This window comes from Pedobacter jejuensis (assembly GCF_003725795.1).
In the GTDB taxonomy this organism is placed as follows: domain Bacteria; phylum Bacteroidota; class Bacteroidia; order Sphingobacteriales; family Sphingobacteriaceae; genus Pedobacter; species Pedobacter jejuensis.
In genome coordinates this window covers 358,891-378,309 of record NZ_RBEE01000042.1, presented here as the reverse complement: position 1 = coordinate 378,309, position 19,419 = coordinate 358,891, and the positions used below count along the sequence as shown (strand labels likewise).

Below are 19,419 nucleotides of genomic sequence, written 5' to 3'. Positions count from 1 at the left end.
CAACAAAAATGGCAAGATATACAGGCCCAAAAAGTAAAATCGCACGTAAATTCAGAGAACCAATTTTCGGTCCTGATAAAGTGTTAGACAGAAAAAATTATCCTCCTGGGCAACATGGCTCATCAAAAAGAAGAGGAAAACAATCTGAATATGCTATCCAGTTAATGGAGAAACAAAAAGTTAAATACACTTATGGTGTATTAGAAAAACAGTTCAGTAACTTGTTTAAAAAAGCATCTTCTCGTGCTGGTATTACCGGTGATAACTTACTTCAGTTATTAGAGGCACGTTTAGATAATACAGTTTACCGTTTAGGTATTGCAACAACTCGTTCTGGTGCACGCCAGTTGGTTAGCCACAAACACGTAACTGTGAATGGTGAAGTTGTAAATATCCCATCATATCAGTTAAAAGCTGGTGATGTGATTGCGGTTCGTGAGAAATCAAAATCATTAGAATCAATTAGTAACTCAGTTGCAGGCAGAACTATTAACAAGTTTGCTTGGTTAGAGTGGAATTCTGGCGAATTGACAGGTAAGTTTTTAACTTATCCACAACGCGACGAGATTCCTGAAAACATTAAGGAAAACTTAATTATCGAGTTATACTCAAAGTAATAAATGATATAGTTAATTGCCTCGAAAGGGTAATTAACTTTTTTCATGTTACTATATATTCAATAACGAATTTAAAAAAATATAAATGGCAATTTTAGCATTTCAGAAACCAGACAAAGTGATCATGCAGAAATCAACAGATTTCGATGGCATATTTGAATTTCGTCCTTTAGAGCCCGGTTTCGGTGTAACAATTGGTAATGCCTTAAGAAGAATTTTACTTTCTTCGTTAGAAGGTTATGCTATTACTACTATTCGTTTTTCAGGCGTTTCGCATGAGTTTTCTACCATGAAAGGTGTTGTAGAAGATTTAACTGATATTATCTTGAACTTAAAACAAGTTCGTTTTAAGAAAACTGGTGATTCTGGTGATGCTGAAAAAGTATTCATCATTGTTAACGGTCAGGATCAGTTTAAAGCTGGTGATATCACTAAATTCTCTAATAACTTTACAGTATTAAATCCTGAGCATGTTATTTGCAATATGGATAAATCTGTTACTTTAGAAGTGGAATTAACCATCAATAAAGGACGTGGTTATGTACCTGCTGAAGAAAATAAAGTTGCTGATGCTGTTGTAGGTGTTATCGCTATCGATTCGATTTACACACCAATGAAAAACGTTAAATACACAATTGAAAACTTCCGTGTTGAGCAAAAAACGGATTATGAGAAATTGGTATTAGATATTTCAACAGATGGTTCAATTCACCCTGAAGAAGCATTAAAAGAAGCGGCTAAAATTCTTATCCAACACTTTATGCTATTCTCTGATGAGAACTTAGTATTAGAATCTCAAGCAAAAGAAGAAACTAAAGAAGTTGATGAGGAAATTTTACACATGCGTAAAATCTTAAAAACTGAGTTAGTTGATATGGATTTATCAGTTAGAGCATTAAACTGCTTAAAAGCTGCAGATATCCGCACTTTAGCTGATTTGGTTTCTTATGATGTTGCTGATATGTTGAAATTCAGAAACTTTGGTAAAAAGTCTTTAACTGAGATTCAAGAATTAGTAAAATCAAAAGGTTTATCATTTGGTATGAACCTGTCTAAATTTAAATTAGACGAAGAATAATTCAGTATTCGGTTAACTGTTTTCAGTTCTAGAACTGAAAGTTGAGAATTGAAATTGAAAATTAAATATTATTTCACAGTGCATAATTCCCTCAGCTTAATTGCAACGAGACGGTATGCACTCAATTAAAAAACAATGAGACACGGTAAAAAAGTAAACCACTTAGGTAGAACCGCCAGCCACAGAAAAGCGATGTTAGCTAACATGGCTTCATCACTAATTTTGCACAAAAGAATTACAACAACTTTAGCTAAAGCAAAAGCTTTACGTATGTATGTTGAGCCAATTATCACTAAATCAAAAAGTGATACAACACACTCACGTCGTACGGTATTTGCATACTTACAAGATAAAGAAGTAGTAACAATTTTATTCCGCGAAATTGCTGAGAAAGTTGCAAATCGTCCGGGTGGTTATACACGTATCATTAAATTAAATAACCGTTTAGGTGATAATGCTGAAATGGCTTTAATTGAATTGGTAGATTACAATACTGTTTACGGTAAAGATGTAGAAGCTAAAGAAGAGAAGAAAACAACTCGTCGTGGTAGAAGTAAAGCAGCTGCAGCCCCTAAAGCTACAGAAGCAAAAACTGAAACTACTGAAGAAGCTGCTCCTGTTGAAGAAACTCCTGCTGTTGACAAAGCTACAGAAGAATCAAAAGGAGAATAGTTTAACTCACTATACTTTAAGTTTAAAAGTCCTGTTCACTCGAACAGGACTTTTTTTGTTTACAAGAATATCCCTTACTCAAACGTTTGCCTCATTTTTTCATTACAAAGCGATATTTCAATTCTGTATCTATAAATTAGCTTAAATTAATACCTGTAATGAAATTTAAGTTTATCTTCATCTGCCTGCTTTGCTTTGCATCCTCTTTACATGCGCAAACTTTAAAATATACAAATGGAAACAATCAATGGAATGCAGATTCTTTAGGTAACCATAGGGTTATTGTTCTTTATAATGGAAGTGGAAGCGTGGCACATACCAAAATAGATTGGCGAAGAAGAGACGAACACCCAGAAAATAAGAAGCTAATTATAAAATGTGCAAATGGTAATGCCATTAAGGTTTTGGGAGTTGAAAACTTTAATCGTGAAAGTGTAGATATTTATTTTGACGCCACCAACAGAGGTAAATACTATGTTTATTACTTACCTTATAAAAATGAAGGTAGAAGTAATTATCCCAAAGGCGTTTATTTAAAGGCGAACTACACTGCCCCCAATCAATCCAATAAGGTACCTGTTAATTCATCTGTTTTAGAAATTCAATCTGTTGATGCATTTAACTCTTTCTATCCTATGGAAGTTATTGCCACAGCGAAAGAAACAGCTGCTTTAAAATCAAAATATGCATCCTCATCTTTTATCGTTTTTCCAGAAGATAGAATGTATCCCATCAAAATGCAAGATGATTTGCCCTATCGGTGGATACAGAAGGGAGTGTCTAAATCTTTTAGTGGCTCCGCTAGTAGAGGTGAAAATTATGCTTTTCAATTGGGTGTTTACGCTTTCAAAAACTTGCAAAATGTTAAGGTTACTTTTGGAGATTTAAAAACATTAAACGGGAAGGTAATTCCATCAAAATTTATCAACTGCTTAAATACAAACGGCACTAGTTATAACAATAAACCTTTAACACAAGTTGTAAATGTGGCAGCAGGAAAGGTGCAGCCCATGTGGATTACTATTGATATTCCAAGCTTCACAACTGCCGGTATCTACAATGGAAGGTTTACAATTAAATCAAACGGTGAATCAAGCGTTGTAGATTTAAAATTGACCGTATCCAACCAAGTTTTAGCCGATGCTGGTGTTGGAACTCCGAGTAAACAAACCCGTTTAACTTGGTTAAATTCTACAATGGCGCAAGCAAATACTATCGTGGCACCTTACACGCCGTTAACAGTTGAGGGGAATATGATTTCATTGCTCGGCAGGAAATTCGAAATTAATGCAGATGGCTTCCCAAAACAGATACAAACTTTTTTTAATGATGAAATGACCGCTTATTCCGAAAAGCCAAATAATATATTATACGAACCTATTCACTTCCATTTTTACAATACCCCTAAAACTCAAGAAAAATTTACATCGAGCAATTTAAAAATTATTAGTAAAGAAGCTGGAACTGTACGATGGGTAGCGACGAATACCTCAGATAATTTGAAAATGGATTTGGAAGGTGCATTAGAATTTGATGGTTATGTACATTATGTTGTTAAGGTTTCAGCATTAAATGATGTAAATTTTAGCAATGTTGATTTCCACATTCCTTTTGAAAAGGGTTCTACAAAATACCTGATGGGTTTAGGAGAAAAAGGCGGAGTAAGGCCAGATACTGTGAAATGGAAGTGGGATGTAGCAAATAAAAATCAAGATGCGGTTTGGATTGGCAATGTCAATGCAGGTTTGTATTACAACTTAAGAGATGAAAACTATATTCGCCCTTTAAATACCAATTTTTATTTGCAAAAGCCCTTGTTGCTTCCTAAATCATGGGGTAATGAAAATAAAGGTGGTATCCAGATTAATGTAAAAGGAAGTTCGATGCTGGCTGATAATTTTACAGGGGCAAGGACAATGAAAAAAGGTGATGTGCTATATTATAATTTTAATTTGCTAATCACTCCATTTCATTTATTAGATACTGATTTTCAATGGAATAATCGCTTTTATCATAAGTATGGAGATTTAGATTCTATTAAATCGACTGGTGCTACGGTAGTAAATATTCACCACGCTACACCAATCAATCCTTGGATAAATTACCCTTTCATAGAGTCGAAAAAAATGAAGTCTTATATAGATGAAGCACACCAAAAGGGGTTAAAAGTCAAAATTTACAATACTGTTCGCGAGCTTTCCAATCATGCTTACGAGTGGCCGGCTTTGAGAAGTTTGGGTACCGAAGTTTATTCCCCTGGAAAAGGTGGTGGCTTCAGTTGGTTGCAGGAGCATCTCGATTCTAATTACCTAGCTGCATGGTTTGTGCCTGAGATTAAAGATGCAGCAATTATTAATAGTGGAATGAATCGCTGGCATAATTATTATGTTGAGGGCATGAATTGGTTGGTAAATAATGTAGGTATTGATGGTGTTTACTTAGATGATGTAGCTTTTGACCGTGTGACAATGAAGCGGATTAAGCGTATTTTAACGCAAAACAATCATCCAGGCATTATTGATCTGCATTCAGCTAACCAGTATAATAAAAGCGATGGTTTTAACAATAGTGCCATTTTGTACATGGAACATTTCCCTTATTTAAACCGTTTGTGGTTTGGTGAATATTTTGATTACGAAAAAAATAATCCTGATTTCTTTTTAACGGAGGTGAGTGGAATACCTTTTGGTTTAATGGGGGAGATGCTCCAAGATGATGGAAATCCGTGGAGAGGAATGCTTTATGGAATGACGAGCCGCTTGGGCTGGTCGGACAAAAGCGATCCAAAACCATTGTGGAAAGCCTGGAATGATTTTGGAATAACGGGTTCTAAAATGATAGGTTACTGGAGCGAAAACTGCCCTGTTAAAACGGATAATCCAAAAGTTTTAGCTACGATATATAAGCAAAAGAGCAAAGTGATGGTTGCCTTGGCGAGTTGGGATGATAATGATGCTAAGATTAATCTGGCTATTGATTGGAATAAGCTAGGTATAACAGCCGATAAAGCGAAAATTTTGGCTCCAAATATTGATAAATTTCAAACTGCTGGAAATTACTCTGATGGAAAATCTATTTTGGTTGAAAAAGGGAAAGGTTTGATTTTGATTATTGAATAGGTAATTAATAGAATAGGTAAGTAGTTGCTCACTTAAGGTTAGAAACGGAGAAATCTTTGCATTTAATTACAAAGATTTCTCCGTTTCGATTTAAACGACGAACTCGTTTAATTAAATCTTTACGTTTTGCATGTTATATTGTTTCAAAACATCATCTGGCACACCAGCCCATTGATTTGGCGAATTACCAACATAACCAATATCCTTAACGCCAATCTCTGTAGTGTAAAAACCCGATGCGGTTAAATCTCTCATTTTATTGAAAAACGCTACACCAGCCTGCATTTCTGGTCGTGCTTTTTTAGGGTAAGCAATTTCATCAACTATAGATATCTGTTCCTTTTCAGAAGCTTCAACAAAAGATTTCTGGAATTTATTAAAGCAGTAAATATCTAGCCATTTCAACCCGCCACGCATTGGCGTTTGGTGGTAGGGCATATCTTTTACGATAAATTCGATAAATTCTGGGACTTTTGCATCCGAAGCACTTCCTGAAACATCATCTTTAGGAATAATAATATCAGCCAAAACAGTAATTGTAGCCATTTCATGCTTTGTAAAAAACGTTTCTGATTTTAGTTTTTTATCTCTATCAACTTCCCATTGCTCCTTTCCCGCTTCTTTAGTAGTTTCTTCTGGAGCAGCAACGGTGGTTTTATTTTCAGGCTGCTTGCAAGCTTCAACAAGTACAGAAGTACTTAGTGCAGTTATGCCTAAGGCTTTTAGTGAATCACGTCTGTTCATAATTCTTAAATATTTTGTTTTTTCTTTTCGGCTAAAATATATTCGGCAGTTCTCATTGATAATGCTAGAATAGTCCAGGTTGCGTTCTTATCGCCTTGTTGTACAAAAGGACCAGCATCAACCACAAATAAATTTTTACAGTCATGTGCCTGGCAATATTTATTTAAAGCTGATTTTTTTGGGTCATCACCCATTCTAATTGTTCCAACTTCGTGAATAATCTTTCCTGGATTAAGCAAGCCATAATTAGTATCCGGACCATGAATTTCTGAAGTAACTACGGCGCCCATTTCCTTCATGATTGATAGAAACGTTTCTTGCATATGTTTAGCCTGTAGAATTTCTTCTTTGGCCCATTTATAGTTAAACCTTAAAACCGGGATTCCGTATTTATCAACCATGTTTGGGTCGATTTCGCAATAATTATCTTCACGAGCGATTGCAGTTCCACGTCCAGCCATGCCAACACCGGTACCATAAAATCTACGGTAATCATCTTTTAATGATTTGCCATAACCACCAGCTTCTTTTTTCTTGCCATTTCTATCGGGCACCATTCCGTTTATTGACGAAACGCCACCGCCAAAGCCATAAGATGGCATACCCATGCCACCGCCATATTCAATATGATAGCCACGTGGGAAATCAAGTTTCTTATTATCCAACCACCAAGGTGAATAAATATGTACGCTGCCTAAACCATCTTCATTATAACGTTTTCTATCCATTAATTGGGGTAGAAAACCCGAAACACCAGCTCCAGTAGAGTCATGTAAATATTTACCAACTACACCACTGCTATTTGCTAAGCCGCCCGGGTGTGCTGAGGATTTTGAATTTAATAATATACGAGCAGATTCACAGGCACTTGCGCCCAAAATAACAAGTTTTCCATTTACCTGATATTCTTGTAAATCTTTCCGGTTAACATAAGAAACACCTTTAGCCGTTCCATCTTTATCGGTAATCACTTCACGCACCATGGCATCGGTAATTACAGTCAAATTACCAGTTTTTACTGCTGGGATAACTAAACACGATGATGCGGAAAAATCGCCATATACCTTGCAACTTCTACCACATTGACCGCAATAGAAACAAGGAGCACGGTCGTTGTTCCCTTTTATCGATTCCGTCATAACGGCACCGCGACCAGTAATAACTTTTACCCCAGCTTTCTCTGCACCTTTTTTAATAAATAGTTCATTTAAGCGAGGCTTAGGTGGTTTCATGAAAATTCCATCGGGTTCGTTTTCTATACCTTCTGAAGTTCCATAGATGCCAATCATTCTGTCTATTTTATCGTAGAATGGTTTTACATCGTTATAGGTAATTGGCCATGAATCTGTTAACCCATCTGTAGGTTTAAAATCCTGCGGACCCATCCTTAACGAAATACGACCCCAGTGATTGGTACGACCGCCAAGCATACGAGAGCGAAACCACTCAAATTCTGTTTTATTTTTTTGAGTATAAGGTTCACCATCCAGTTCCCAACCGCCATAAGAGGCATCAAAATCTCCAAATGGGCGGGTTGTTCCTGCACCGCGTCGAGGCGATTCCCAAGGCCATTTTAGTTGATGTGAATCCAATCTTGGGTCGAAATACTGACCAGCTTCGAGCATTAAAACTTTTTGGCCTGCATTTGCTAATACATACGCTGCCATTCCACCGCCTGCACCCGAGCCAACAACAATGGCATCGTAAACAATGGGCGATTTTTTTATCTGAAAGTCACTCATGAATAGAATTTAGAAATTAATCAGATTCTAATCTAGAACTAAATTTTGTAAAATTAAAATGCTTTATCAAACATTTGCTATTTTGGAATCATTACAGATTAATGTTGATAATTTTTATTCCTAAATCGTATTAGTTATTTTGGTTAAGCGATTCTCAGCATATAATTATTTATAGGAATGAAAAATTATCAACATTTTGGAGATTTTTTTGGTCGCTCATTTGTTACATTATTTCTCGAGATTGCGCTCCAAATAAAATGGTTTATCTTTGTGTTATAAATTTAATTGATGGTATTTTCAGAACATTTAGAACAATTCATATCTGCAATAGAAGATAGCTTAAACTTACAAAACTTTGTAAAAATCTCTTTAGGGAATTATAAGGGTGAAGAAGAGGCTTTGAAACAGATTTTGATAAGGAGAGTAATCATTAAACGTGAAGATAAATTTGCATTCACCTTTCGCTACAAAACCCGCGATGTTGTTAAGAACTTCGATTTAATGGAAGCCGTAAACTTAGTTTCTGAATATTTACAAACTGGATTTAAAATTGGAACGTTGTTCACAACAGAAAAGGACTTAGTTTTTGAACAATTAAACAATGGAAAAATTGTGTTAAGAGAATTGCCAGCTTCAACTAAGATTGTTCCAGACGGTAGTCACGATAAGGAGAAGTTGAGATTAATTAAAGCAGAATCTAAATCATATTTAACTGCACTAAAGATTACAGATGCTGAGGGAAAAGTTTTTAAAAATGCCCAAGATAAGTTTCGTCAGATTAACCATTATATCGAAATTTTAAGTTCTTTAATTAAAGAATTACCCGAAGGAACAATAAACAAAGTTGCTGATATGGGTTCTGGTAAAGGTTATTTAACTTTTGCTTTATTTGATTACTTGCACACTGTTTTAAAGTTAGATACGGAAGTTGTAGGTATAGAATACCGGCAGGATATGGTTGATTTGTGCAATTCTGTTGCAGAAAAATCTGCATTTGAAAAATTAAACTTCGTTCAGGGAACAATTGAAGATTATAATGCAGACGGTGTAAATGTTCTTATTGCACTACATGCTTGTGATACCGCAACCGATGATGCAATTTTTAAGGGAATTAAAGCCAATGCTGAATTAATAGTGGTTGCGCCTTGTTGCCACAAACAAATCCGTAAAGAAATTGAGCAAAACAAAGTGAAGAATGATGTTTCGTTTTTAACCAAATATGGTATCTTTTTAGAGCGACAAGCAGAGATGGTTACTGATGGTATTCGTGCTTTGATTTTAGAGTATTTTGGATACAAGACTAAAGTATTCGAATTTATTTCTGATGCGCATACACCGAAGAATGTATTGGTAGTGGGTATTAAGAGTAAGGATAAAGGAGCAAAGAACAAGGATGAGATTTTACAAAAAATTAAATCTAGTAAAGCATACTTTGGAATTGGCTATCATCATTTGGAAAGATTGTTAGAATTGTAGTAATAGATTTTGAGAATTATGCACCATATAAGGAATATAGGAAGATATAAGACCTTCTAAAGTCGATATTAACGTAGTCCAGCTTGCGTGATTCTTAAATATCTTCTACATTAAAAATCGAAACGCTTATCTTGTAATTCTGCTTATCCACGAAAAATTACAAATGCAATAAAATCAATGCAATTAATGCCGGCACGCTTTGTACAAAAAGTATCTTCTTACTTGCTGTTGCTGCCCCATAAATTCCTGCAATTAGAACACAGCTTAAAAAGAAGATTGCTACATAGAATTTCCATTGATGGTCGCTAATGCACAAAGACCAGATTAATCCTGCTGCCAAAAAGCCATTGTACAAGCCTTGGTTTGCTGCCAACACTTTTGTAGGTGGAAATAATTCTTTGGGTAATACGGTAAAAACTTTAGGCGCTTTGGTGGTCCACGCGAACATTTCTAACCAGAGGATATAGATGTGGATTATAGCAATTAAGCCGATTAAAATTTGTGCTGCTAGTTGCATATCATTTTGTTTGGTAAAATGAAGATACAATAAATCAATTAATTTTATCAATGACTTTTTTTCAATCCTAATTTTTTGGAGTGATTGTATCTAATAAGGAGACGAAAATAATATTTCCAAACCCATAAAAAAATGTTTAATTATTTCTTGCTCAATAACCTCGAAACGAAATAAATAATTAAAAAGCCAATAAAAATATACAGTCCATTTAGCGCTGCATTTGGGTCATCAGCATAAATACTAAAGGCAACAAATGTATAAGCTGCGATAAATATGATGGGTAAAATTGGATATAAGGGAACCGTGTAAATGGTTTTTTTATCGAGATGAGCTGTACGTTTTCTCAAAATAAAAATGGTTGCTGCCGAGCTGGCCATGCTAATGCTTTCTAAAAATATGGTGTAGTTTAAAATTTTATCGAATGTTTTAGCGTAGAATATTATAACCACTGCTGCAATGGTAAAAACGGTTAAGCTTAATGTCATTACTTCGGTTTTTTTATTCATGTTGCTAAAAACTTTTGGTAAAGCACCTTCTTCGCCCATGGCAAACATAGCTCTTGGGTTGCTGAGTAAATTCACATTTACATAGCCCATTACCGAAATAAATATAATTACCGAAAGTAAGTTGTAGCCCGCCGGACCAAATATTTTAGCCGCCAAAATTGCTGCAATACTTTCTGCTGATTTTAATTCTTCGAAACCGATAACCTTCACATAAACGTAATTAATGGCTAAATAAAGCATTACAATTATTGTTAAACCAATAATTATAGAACGAGGAATTACTTTTTTTGCTTCTTTTACTTCGCCGCCAAAATTAATGGTTTGTGCATAACCCGCGTACGAAAATGAAACCGCAATTAAACATAAACCTAACGCTTTTCCGTAATCAGACCATGTTGGTAATGTGCCATTTGCTGTTTTAAAAACTGGTGTAATGGTTTGCGGTTGCTCACCAAAAAATACAGCACAAATAAGGGTTAAAATAAGTCCGATTTTAATAACTGTTAAAATGTTTTGCGTTTTAGAACTTGCTTTTAAACCCAAAAGATTAATTAAATAAAAAACTAAAATTGTTACAATGGCAATTGCAACTCTGTATATATCAGTTTGCATTGCTGAGGGTAAAATAATTTTGCTTAAATATTCTGCACCAATTATAGAAATGGCAGCTACCGATGCCGCACTCGAAATTAGTACAATACAATTTATGGCAAATGCAATTGACGGATGATAAGCAGTAGAAAATATTTTATAATAACCACCGGTAACTGGGTAACGAGAACCAATCTCTGCATAGGTTAGTGCACCACAAAAGGCTACAAAACCGCCAATAAACCAAGCCAGGTAAAAAAGTTCAGGAATTTGGGCTTTAGCTGCAACGTTAACAGGCGTACGAAAAATACCCATTCCTATAACCAAACTTACCACAATCATGGATAAATCGAAGAGCGAAAGTTGCTTTTTTTGTTGCATTAAGGATAGAATAAATTTAAGGGATGAAGATAGGGAAATTATGGAAGACGGGAGATGGATAATGTAAAACGGATGAGGGGGGAATGGACGATGGTAAATGGGAAATGGGAGATGGACGATGGAAAATGGGAAATGGAAGATGGGTGATGGGAAATGGATGATAGATTACGAAGTTGGATAGCAAAATTATTGATTGACATAGTACAGACCCGATTTTGCCGTCGTCCATTTTCCCTCTTACATCCTACATTATGCATCGTCCATCTTCGCTCTTACATCCTAGATTTCCCCACCATCCATCTTCCCTCTTACATCTTCCATTTTTGTTGAAATTTTATTTTGTTTGCTTCGTAGAATAAATCTATTTTTGTTTAACAATTTTTGCTATTCGAGATTTGCGAAACTATCAAAACAATAATTTTAAAATTCTCGGTATCAAATCATTCCTAAATACTTGTCATGTTAGTAATTAAAGCCTCACCCGACCATCCCTCGGTATGGCTGCTTTGTGTTTATGCAAAGTTTTATCAAACTGACAAACAATAACAAAATTTATGGCAGAAGTAATTTATAACGACGACAGTATTCGTTCATTAGATTGGAAAGAACACATCAGACTACGCCCCGGTATGTACATCGGTAAGCTTGGTGATGGCTCTGCGCAAGACGATGGAATTTATGTTTTGTTAAAAGAAATTGTAGATAACTCTATTGATGAGTTTGTAATGGGTAGCGGCAAAACCATTGAAATTACAGTTTCTGAGCAAAAGGTAAACATACGAGATTATGGTCGAGGTATCCCTTTGGGGAAAGTTATAGATTGTGTAAGCAAGATAAATACCGGCGGTAAGTATGATAGCAATGCTTTCCAAAAATCTGTTGGTTTAAATGGAGTTGGTACAAAGGCTGTAAATGCGCTTTCTACAAATTTTGTTGTTCAATCTTATCGCGATGGTAAAACTAAAAAAGTTGAGTTTTCTAAAGGCGAAATTGTTAACGAGCAACCAATTATTGATACAACGCAACGCAATGGTACATCTATTACTTTTTATCCAGATGAAACCATTTTCAGAAATTACCATTATATACCTGATTTTGTTGAAAGCATGGTTTGGAACTATGTGTTTTTAAATACAGGTTTAACCGTAAATTTTAATAATCAAAAATATTTCTCAGAAAGAGGTCTTTACGATTTGCTTTCGAAATTTAATAAACCAGAAGAGATTCGTTACCCAATAATCCACATGATTGGTAACGATATTGAAATTGCGATGACTCATGGTCAGCAATACGGTGAAGATTATCATTCTTTTGTTAACGGGCAACACACAACCCAGGGTGGAACACATCAAGCTGCTTTTAGGGCGGCAGTAGTTAAAACAGTTAGAGAGTTTTTCAAGAAAGAATTTGAAGCGTCAGATGTTCGTTCATCTATTATTGCTGCAATATCTGTTCGTGTTCAAGAGCCGGTATTCGAATCGCAAACTAAAACCAAACTAGGTTCTCAAAATATGGGTCCTGAAGGGCCATCAGTTGCCACTTTTATAAACGATTTCGTTAAAAAGGAATTGGACGATTACCTACATAAAAACCCTGATGTTGCCGATGCATTACTGAAACGCATCAATCAATCGGAAAGGGAGCGTAAGGATATTGCTGGAATTAAAAAACTGGCAAATGATAGAGCCAAAAAAGCATCACTACACAATAAGAAACTTCGCGATTGCAAAGTACATTTCAATACTACACACGAAAAAAGATACGAAACAACATTATTTATTACAGAAGGAGATTCTGCTTCGGGTTCAATAACCAAATCTCGTGATGTGGATTGCCAGGCAGTTTTTAGCTTAAAAGGTAAGCCGCTTAACTGTTATGAACTAACCAAAAAGGTGGTTTATGAAAATGAAGAATTTAACCTTTTGCAGCATGCTTTAAATATTGAAGATGGTCTAGAAGGTTTGCATTACAACAATATTGTTATTGCAACTGATGCCGATGTAGATGGAATGCACATTAGGTTATTAATGATGACTTTCTTCCTTCAATTTTTTCCTGACTTAGTAAAAGCAGGACACGTTTACATTTTACAAACCCCATTATTTAGGGTACGAAATAAAAAGGAAACCATTTATTGTTATAGCGATGAAGAACGCCGGAGTGCAATCGAAAAATTAGGGAGTAAGCCCGAAATTACTCGTTTTAAAGGATTGGGAGAAATTTCTCCAGATGAATTTGGTTTGTTTATTGGTAAAGATATCAGGCTGGATCCTGTTATTTTGAAAGACCAAACCATTAAAAGTTTGCTAGAATATTATATGGGAAAGAACACCCCGGATAGGCAGCAACACATCATCAGAAATTTACGCGTAGAGAAAGACGAAGTAACGGAAGAACCTAAAATTATCGATGAAGTAGCATAGAATAACGGCGTTGACTTAATCACAAATTAATTCAACTCAATTGAAACCCACAAAAAAGACAGCAAGAAAGTATCTGATAGTCGTATTTTTAATTCTATTAATTTTTGGAATAACTGCAGGTTTATTCATTAATTTCTCAAAAATACCACTTTTAAAATCAGTAAATAAAATCGTTCAGGTTCAAAATGATTTTACCAAACTTGATAGCTGTATTTTTAAACTCTACAATGCAGAAAACAGCTGCAGAATGTATGTTGTTAGTGGGGAAAGGGTTTATTACAATCAGTTTGTTGCAGAGATTAAAGAAATCTCTTCGATTATGGATGCAATCGAGGAGCAAAATTATTCAGAGCGGTCACTTTCAAAAGAGGCATTTAATAAACTTATTAAGCAGAAAAAACTAAGAACCGCACAATTCATCGTTTTAAAAAGACTATCAGATAGTTTAATAAACTTTTCTATTGAGGTTGATAAGGATGTTGAAAAAATTAATCCGAAAAGCAGGCTATTTACCGCTCGTCAATTTAAAAGTATTATAACCATTGATACCTTAAAACCAAAAATAGTTGCGCAGCCCAAAAGGAAATTCTTTGGTAGAATAATCGCAGCCATTAATGCAAAAGAAAAAAAAGCCACAGATAGTTCTAAATCTACCCTAATAAAAACCATAGTATCTGCTGACACGGCTTCGATAAATGTTGCATATAATAAATTGCAGCTAAAAGCCATAAACGATTATTATTTAAATCTTTACCGGATTAATAAGCGGCTAAAAGATAAGGAGAAGGAGCTGTTAGATGTTAATCATAAACTGATAGAAACCATTGTAAACGGATTGAAAGAATATAAATCCAATGAAAAAGATTATTATTCATCCGTTCAGCAGGAAATAAATTATACCGCCTATAATACGGTAGAGAACCTTGATAAATTTACATTACTGCTGTTGATTTTAGCTGGCGGATTGCTACTTTTTGTTTTTTACACCATTTATAATTTATACAAAAGCGAAAAAGCTTTGATAGATTATAGTAACAAAACATCTATGTATGCAGTTTCTAAAAGTAGGTTTTTGGCAAATATGAGTCATGAAATTAGAACACCTTTAAATTCTATTGTTGGGTTTTCGGAGCAGTTAACACAGGTTAATTTAGAATCCGAACAACAGGAGCAAGTCAACGCAATTAGAAATTCATCCGTGATGTTACTCGAAGTTGTAAATGAAATTCTTGATTTTTCTAAATACGAAACTGGCAAAGTCCTTTTCGAAAAAATCCCTTTTTCGCTATTCGTTACCATTAACGATGTATTTGATGGCATGACAATTTTGGCTGAAAAAAAGAAGATCGGGTTTGTTCTGAATATGTCAGTTGATAAAAATATTTTTATTCTCGGCGACCCATTGCGTTTAAAACAAGTGGTGATGAATTTATTAAGTAACGCTATAAAATTCACAAATACTGGTGCAGTAACTTTAAATGTAGAATTAGAGAATACTATAGAAAATAATGCGCATTTGAAAGTTAGTGTAGTAGATACAGGCATGGGTATCAATGAAGTTGATCAGAAAGTTATTTTCGATGAATTTGCTCAAGTTTACTACTCATCTACTAAAGAGAAGCAACAAGGCACAGGTTTAGGTTTAGCAATATGTAAAAAGATAGTTGAATTTCAAGGCGGAACCATCTCAGTTAAAAGTGAGGAGGGCCATGGCTCTACTTTTGCTTTTGAATTGCCAGTTGAAATTACAGACAAGGTTAAAGATGCAGTTGTTAGCCGAGCAATAGGAGTAAAGGATACTGACTTATTAAAAAATAAAAAAGTGCTTTTAGCTGATGATAACATGCTTAATATTTTGTTGGCAAGCACCATTTTAAAAAAATATAAACTGAGTTACGATGCTGCATACAATGGCTTGCAGGCGTTTGAATTATTTAATGAAAATCATTACGATGTTATTTTAACAGATATTCAGATGCCTGAAATGGGCGGAATAGAGCTGACCAAAAAAATACGAAATTGCGATGATGAATTAAAAAGGAACATTCCAATTTTAGGTGTTACCGCAAACGTTATGGAAGAAGATAGAGCTAAATATCTTGAATCGGGGATGAATGAGTTGGTTCTAAAGCCTTTTTTAGAGAAAGAACTGATTGAAAAAATGATTGCTTATTTAAAATAGATGGATATTTATAAAATCGAAATTTAAAGCACTTATCTACCTATTCATTAATTCAAGTCAATCCTGTAGATAGTTTACAAATATTATTTATCTGGTGCATTAACGGTATCTTCAGGATGCTGCGGAGGCAATACGTCAACAACTTTCTCTACGATAGTAATTTTGGTAAACACTGCGTATTTGCTTGGTGCAATTCCTCCATCGTACTTTTCTGCGTAAGCCTGCGTAAATTCGGCTCCAAAGTACAATATAACTGAGGTATAATATATCCAAAGTAAAATAATTATAATGGAACCAGCTGCACCAAATGCAGAAACTGTGCTTCCTTTTTCGATATAAATTCCAATTAAGTATTTACCCAAACTAAATAATAGAGCGGTAAACAGGGCGCCAATAATTGCCGATTTCCATTTAATTTCTACATCTGGCAATACCTTGAATATAATCGTAAATACAGCCGTTACAGCCGCTAAGGTTATTACATTATTTAAGATATAGATGAGTAAAGCCATGGTGTCATTCGCAACGGGAATTACATCATCAATTTTAGTTTGAGATATGAGCGATACGATTTTATCGCCTAAACCAACAACTATGCTATTGATTACAAGCGAAACCAAAAGTAAAAATCCCATGGAAATGATTAGTGAAAAGGATAATAATCTATTGGTAAGCATTTTTAGCCAGCCTTTTTTTGGCATAGCTTTTACTTTCCAAATCATATTGATACTATCCTGGATTTCAATAAATATTGCAGTAGCACCAATTATTAGTGTTGCTATACCAATTATTAATCCGATGGTAGATTGCCCGGTTTTATTTGCATGCTCAACAAATCCTTGAATTTGTGTTGCAGCATCTTTTCCAACCAGTTCTGTAATTTCAGTAAAAAACTTATCTCTGGTTTTCATTCGCTCACCAAAAAATAAGGTTGCTGCCGAAAGAACAATAATAATTAGCGGCGTTAAAGAGAATATTGTATAATAGGCAAGAGCAGCACTTAACTTTAAAATTCTATCTTCTGCAAAACCTTTTCCGGCGGCAATAAATAAATGATAAAGTGCAATAAAGAAATGTTTAACCTTATGAACTGCTTTCATAGTAAAAATTAGAAAGGATAACCAATACCAATATTAAAAATTAAATTTTCTCTGCGCCAATCTTTGTTGCCAAACGCAATACTATCAAATACCCATCTTTGTCCTTCTGGTAAATAAGGTTTTCTAACAGGAAATGCAACATCTAAACGAATAACAAAAATAGTTGCATCAACTCTTAAGCCAGCACCAGTGCCTACTGCGAGTTCATTTAAAACATTTTTGGCTTTAAATTCTGAACCTGGTCTTAATGGATCTTCTTTTCTTAACCAAACGTTACCTGCATCAGCAAATAATGCACCGTAAAGCACGCTCACAATTTTAAATCGTAGTTCAGAGTTAAGCATTAACTTAATATCACCACCTTGGTCGGCAAATACAGCAGAATCTGCAACTTTAAATGTACCCGGACCTAATGCTCTGGCTGGAAATGCCCTTAAATCGTTACCACCACCTGCAAAAAATTGCCTAACAAATGGTAATGATGTGCTATTGCCATACGCATAACCATAACCCAAATTTAAACGGTTTGCCCAAATTAAGCTTTTATTAATTTTATAATAATTTCTAAAATCGGCTTCTAGCCTAACAAACTGGGTTAATGGAATATTAAAAATTGATTTTTGATTTTCGTCATTTTTTGGTGCAAATAAACCCCAAACATTTCCACCGGTTTCAATTCCTCCAAAGAAATAAGAATTATTTCTTCTGCTATCTTCCATTTGGTTAGTGTAGGTAAAGTTGTAACTACTACCAATGATGAATTGATTTTCTAGCGTTGATCTTAATAATGGATTTTCGTTAAAAATTCGAGTTTGTGTTGTGCTATCTGGAAAACTTGTTGAAACGTAGCTGATAGATATAGGATTTAAATTATGTTCCTTATAAATATTTTCCTTGAAATTATATCCAAATTCACCTTTCAGCGCATGCAACGTATATTCAGAGCCGCGATTAAGCATTTGGTAAGAAAGCGATGTTATCGTTTTTGGGATAAATGCAGTAGTTGAATTTGGTTTATAAAACGGTACAATAAGTCTAGGGAAAGTTAATTTACCTTCGGCAGTTAGAGAGATTTGGTTTCTTCCTAATGATGTTCCTCTTGTTTGGGTTTCAAAGCCACCACTTACACTTACATCTAATTGTTCTGCACCACGAAATAGATTTCTGGTGGTTTGCGTTACCTTTACTTCCGACCCAACAAAGTTGTTTGATTTACTCGTACCGGTTACAGAAAAAGTTAACGAATTTTTCTTTAACGGAGTTAAGTAAATATTTAAATCCATTTGGTCGTTCTTGAAACTATCCAAAGGTAGAAATTCTGCCCTAACATCTTGAAAAGCGCCAACATTAACCATTCTATTTAGCGATTGATTGTGATCTTTTCTATTGTACAATTCGCCCTTTTGAAAAAACACCAATCTATCAAACAGCCTTGGTTTGAACGTGTTTTTATCATCATAAATATTAAAGTCTTTGTACTGAATTGGTTTTAGCTTGCGTAAATTACTATCTCTTCTAAGGGAATAATTTGGATAAATATTTATGTTTTTAATGGTATAAGGCTTTAATCCAGCATCTGGAGCTATGTTTTTAACAGCAACAGAAACATTAACTAAATTCTTCCCAATTGTACTATCAACCTGCATAATTAAATAATCAGGACTGAAGTAGAAATAACCACGTTCTTTTAAATCATTATCGATTCTAATTCGCTCATTTTTATAAACATCCAAATCGTAAAAATCACCAACTTTTAATAAGCTTTTGCCTTTATTTTCGTTTATAATTCTGGTCAAAACTCCGGTATCAGGCGGAAAATTTATTTTATTTATTTTATATCTATCACCTGTTATTGCAGTGTAAATTGCCTTTCCTTTTTTGTCTTTTACAACAGTATCGCCAGTAACTTCGGCTTGCAAATAACCTTCACTTATTAAATAGCTCGATAAAACATCATTATTATATTTAAGCTTTACCTCACTTAATAAAACAGGTGGTTCGCCTTGCTTTCTTAACCAGTTTTTAAAGCCTTTAGGTTTTTTCGGTTCGCCGGCAAGGTTGTAAATTCCAAGTTTATATTTTATACCTAAAATTGATTTATTTGGTCGTGGTCTGGTTTTCGATTCCAAATCAGTTTTTACCTGTTTCTGGTCATCAATTTTTTTTGATGAATCTGGATTTATGATAACATCTGCACCGGTATATAAAACCTGACCCGGCTTTAACGATTTTGTACTGCTGCAACCTGCCCAAACTAAACAGGCCATTATA

The 19,419-nt window shown here is 34.7% G+C and carries 13 protein-coding genes; 7 read left to right on the top strand and 6 right to left on the bottom strand.

Annotation, left to right across the window (positions count from 1 at the left end; genetic code table 11):
• Positions 1-8 precede the first annotated feature (8 nt).
• The 4 genes from rpsD to D7004_RS16225 all read left to right on the top strand — a co-directional run bounded on the left by rpsD (position 9) and on the right by D7004_RS16225 (position 5,486).
• Positions 9-617, top strand: a complete 609-nt coding sequence (gene rpsD, locus D7004_RS16240; RefSeq protein ID WP_123206880.1) for a 30S ribosomal protein S4 — start codon at positions 9-11, stop codon at positions 615-617.
• An 85-nt stretch (positions 618-702) separates the two neighbouring features.
• Positions 703-1,695, top strand: a complete 993-nt coding sequence (locus D7004_RS16235) for a DNA-directed RNA polymerase subunit alpha (protein ID WP_056097531.1) — start codon at positions 703-705, stop codon at positions 1,693-1,695.
• 135 nt (positions 1,696-1,830) lie between these two features.
• Complete coding sequence (gene rplQ, locus D7004_RS16230; RefSeq protein ID WP_123206879.1) at positions 1,831-2,367, top strand: 50S ribosomal protein L17; 537 nt, start codon at positions 1,831-1,833, stop codon at positions 2,365-2,367.
• A 158-nt stretch (positions 2,368-2,525) separates the two neighbouring features.
• Positions 2,526-5,486, top strand: coding sequence for a glycoside hydrolase domain-containing protein (locus D7004_RS16225; RefSeq protein ID WP_123206878.1), 2,961 nt, complete (start codon positions 2,526-2,528; stop codon positions 5,484-5,486).
• A 111-nt stretch (positions 5,487-5,597) separates the two neighbouring features.
• On the opposite strand, the gene D7004_RS16220 is transcribed toward D7004_RS16225, so the two are convergent.
• Both D7004_RS16220 and D7004_RS16215 read right to left on the bottom strand, forming a co-directional pair.
• Positions 5,598-6,230, bottom strand: a complete 633-nt coding sequence (locus D7004_RS16220) for a gluconate 2-dehydrogenase subunit 3 family protein (protein WP_123206877.1) — start codon at positions 6,228-6,230, stop codon at positions 5,598-5,600.
• 5 nt (positions 6,231-6,235) lie between these two features.
• Entirely contained in the window at positions 6,236-7,972 is a 1,737-nt protein-coding gene (locus D7004_RS16215) for a GMC family oxidoreductase (RefSeq protein ID WP_123206876.1), read from the bottom strand.
• Positions 7,973-8,260: 288 nt separating this feature from the next.
• On the opposite strand from D7004_RS16215, the gene D7004_RS16210 reads away from it, so the two are divergent.
• The gene (locus tag D7004_RS16210) at positions 8,261-9,448 is read left to right on the top strand and encodes a class I SAM-dependent methyltransferase (protein WP_123206875.1); all 1,188 of its coding nucleotides are present in this window, start codon (positions 8,261-8,263) and stop codon (positions 9,446-9,448) included.
• A 157-nt stretch (positions 9,449-9,605) separates the two neighbouring features.
• Here D7004_RS16210 and D7004_RS16205 read toward each other — a convergent pair whose 3' ends face one another.
• A complete protein-coding gene (locus D7004_RS16205; protein WP_123206874.1) occupies positions 9,606-9,965 on the bottom strand; it encodes a DUF1304 domain-containing protein in 360 nt (119 codons plus the stop codon).
• 140 nt (positions 9,966-10,105) lie between these two features.
• Positions 10,106-11,443: an APC family permease gene (locus D7004_RS16200; RefSeq protein ID WP_123206873.1), complete on the bottom strand. Its 1,338-nt coding sequence runs from the start codon at positions 11,441-11,443 to the stop codon at positions 10,106-10,108.
• Positions 11,444-11,997: 554 nt separating this feature from the next.
• Here D7004_RS16200 and D7004_RS16195 point away from each other — a divergent pair.
• Positions 11,998-13,866 carry a DNA topoisomerase IV subunit B gene (locus D7004_RS16195; protein ID WP_123206872.1) on the top strand — a complete coding sequence of 623 codons (1,869 nt, stop codon included), beginning with the start codon at positions 11,998-12,000 and terminating at the stop codon, positions 13,864-13,866.
• Between the two features lie 40 nt (positions 13,867-13,906).
• Positions 13,907-16,048 (top strand): ATP-binding protein, encoded by a 2,142-nt coding sequence (locus D7004_RS16190; protein ID WP_123206871.1) that lies wholly within the window; start codon positions 13,907-13,909, stop codon positions 16,046-16,048.
• Positions 16,049-16,131: 83 nt separating this feature from the next.
• On the opposite strand, the gene D7004_RS16185 is transcribed toward D7004_RS16190, so the two are convergent.
• Together D7004_RS16185 and tamL are read right to left on the bottom strand one after the other, a co-directional pair.
• Positions 16,132-17,148 (bottom strand): YihY/virulence factor BrkB family protein, encoded by a 1,017-nt coding sequence (locus D7004_RS16185; RefSeq protein WP_123206870.1) that lies wholly within the window; start codon positions 17,146-17,148, stop codon positions 16,132-16,134.
• A gap of 8 nt (positions 17,149-17,156) precedes the next feature.
• Positions 17,157-19,415, bottom strand: coding sequence for a translocation and assembly module lipoprotein TamL (gene tamL / locus D7004_RS16180; RefSeq protein ID WP_244214364.1), 2,259 nt, complete (start codon positions 19,413-19,415; stop codon positions 17,157-17,159).
• Positions 19,416-19,419: the final 4 nt, after the last annotated feature.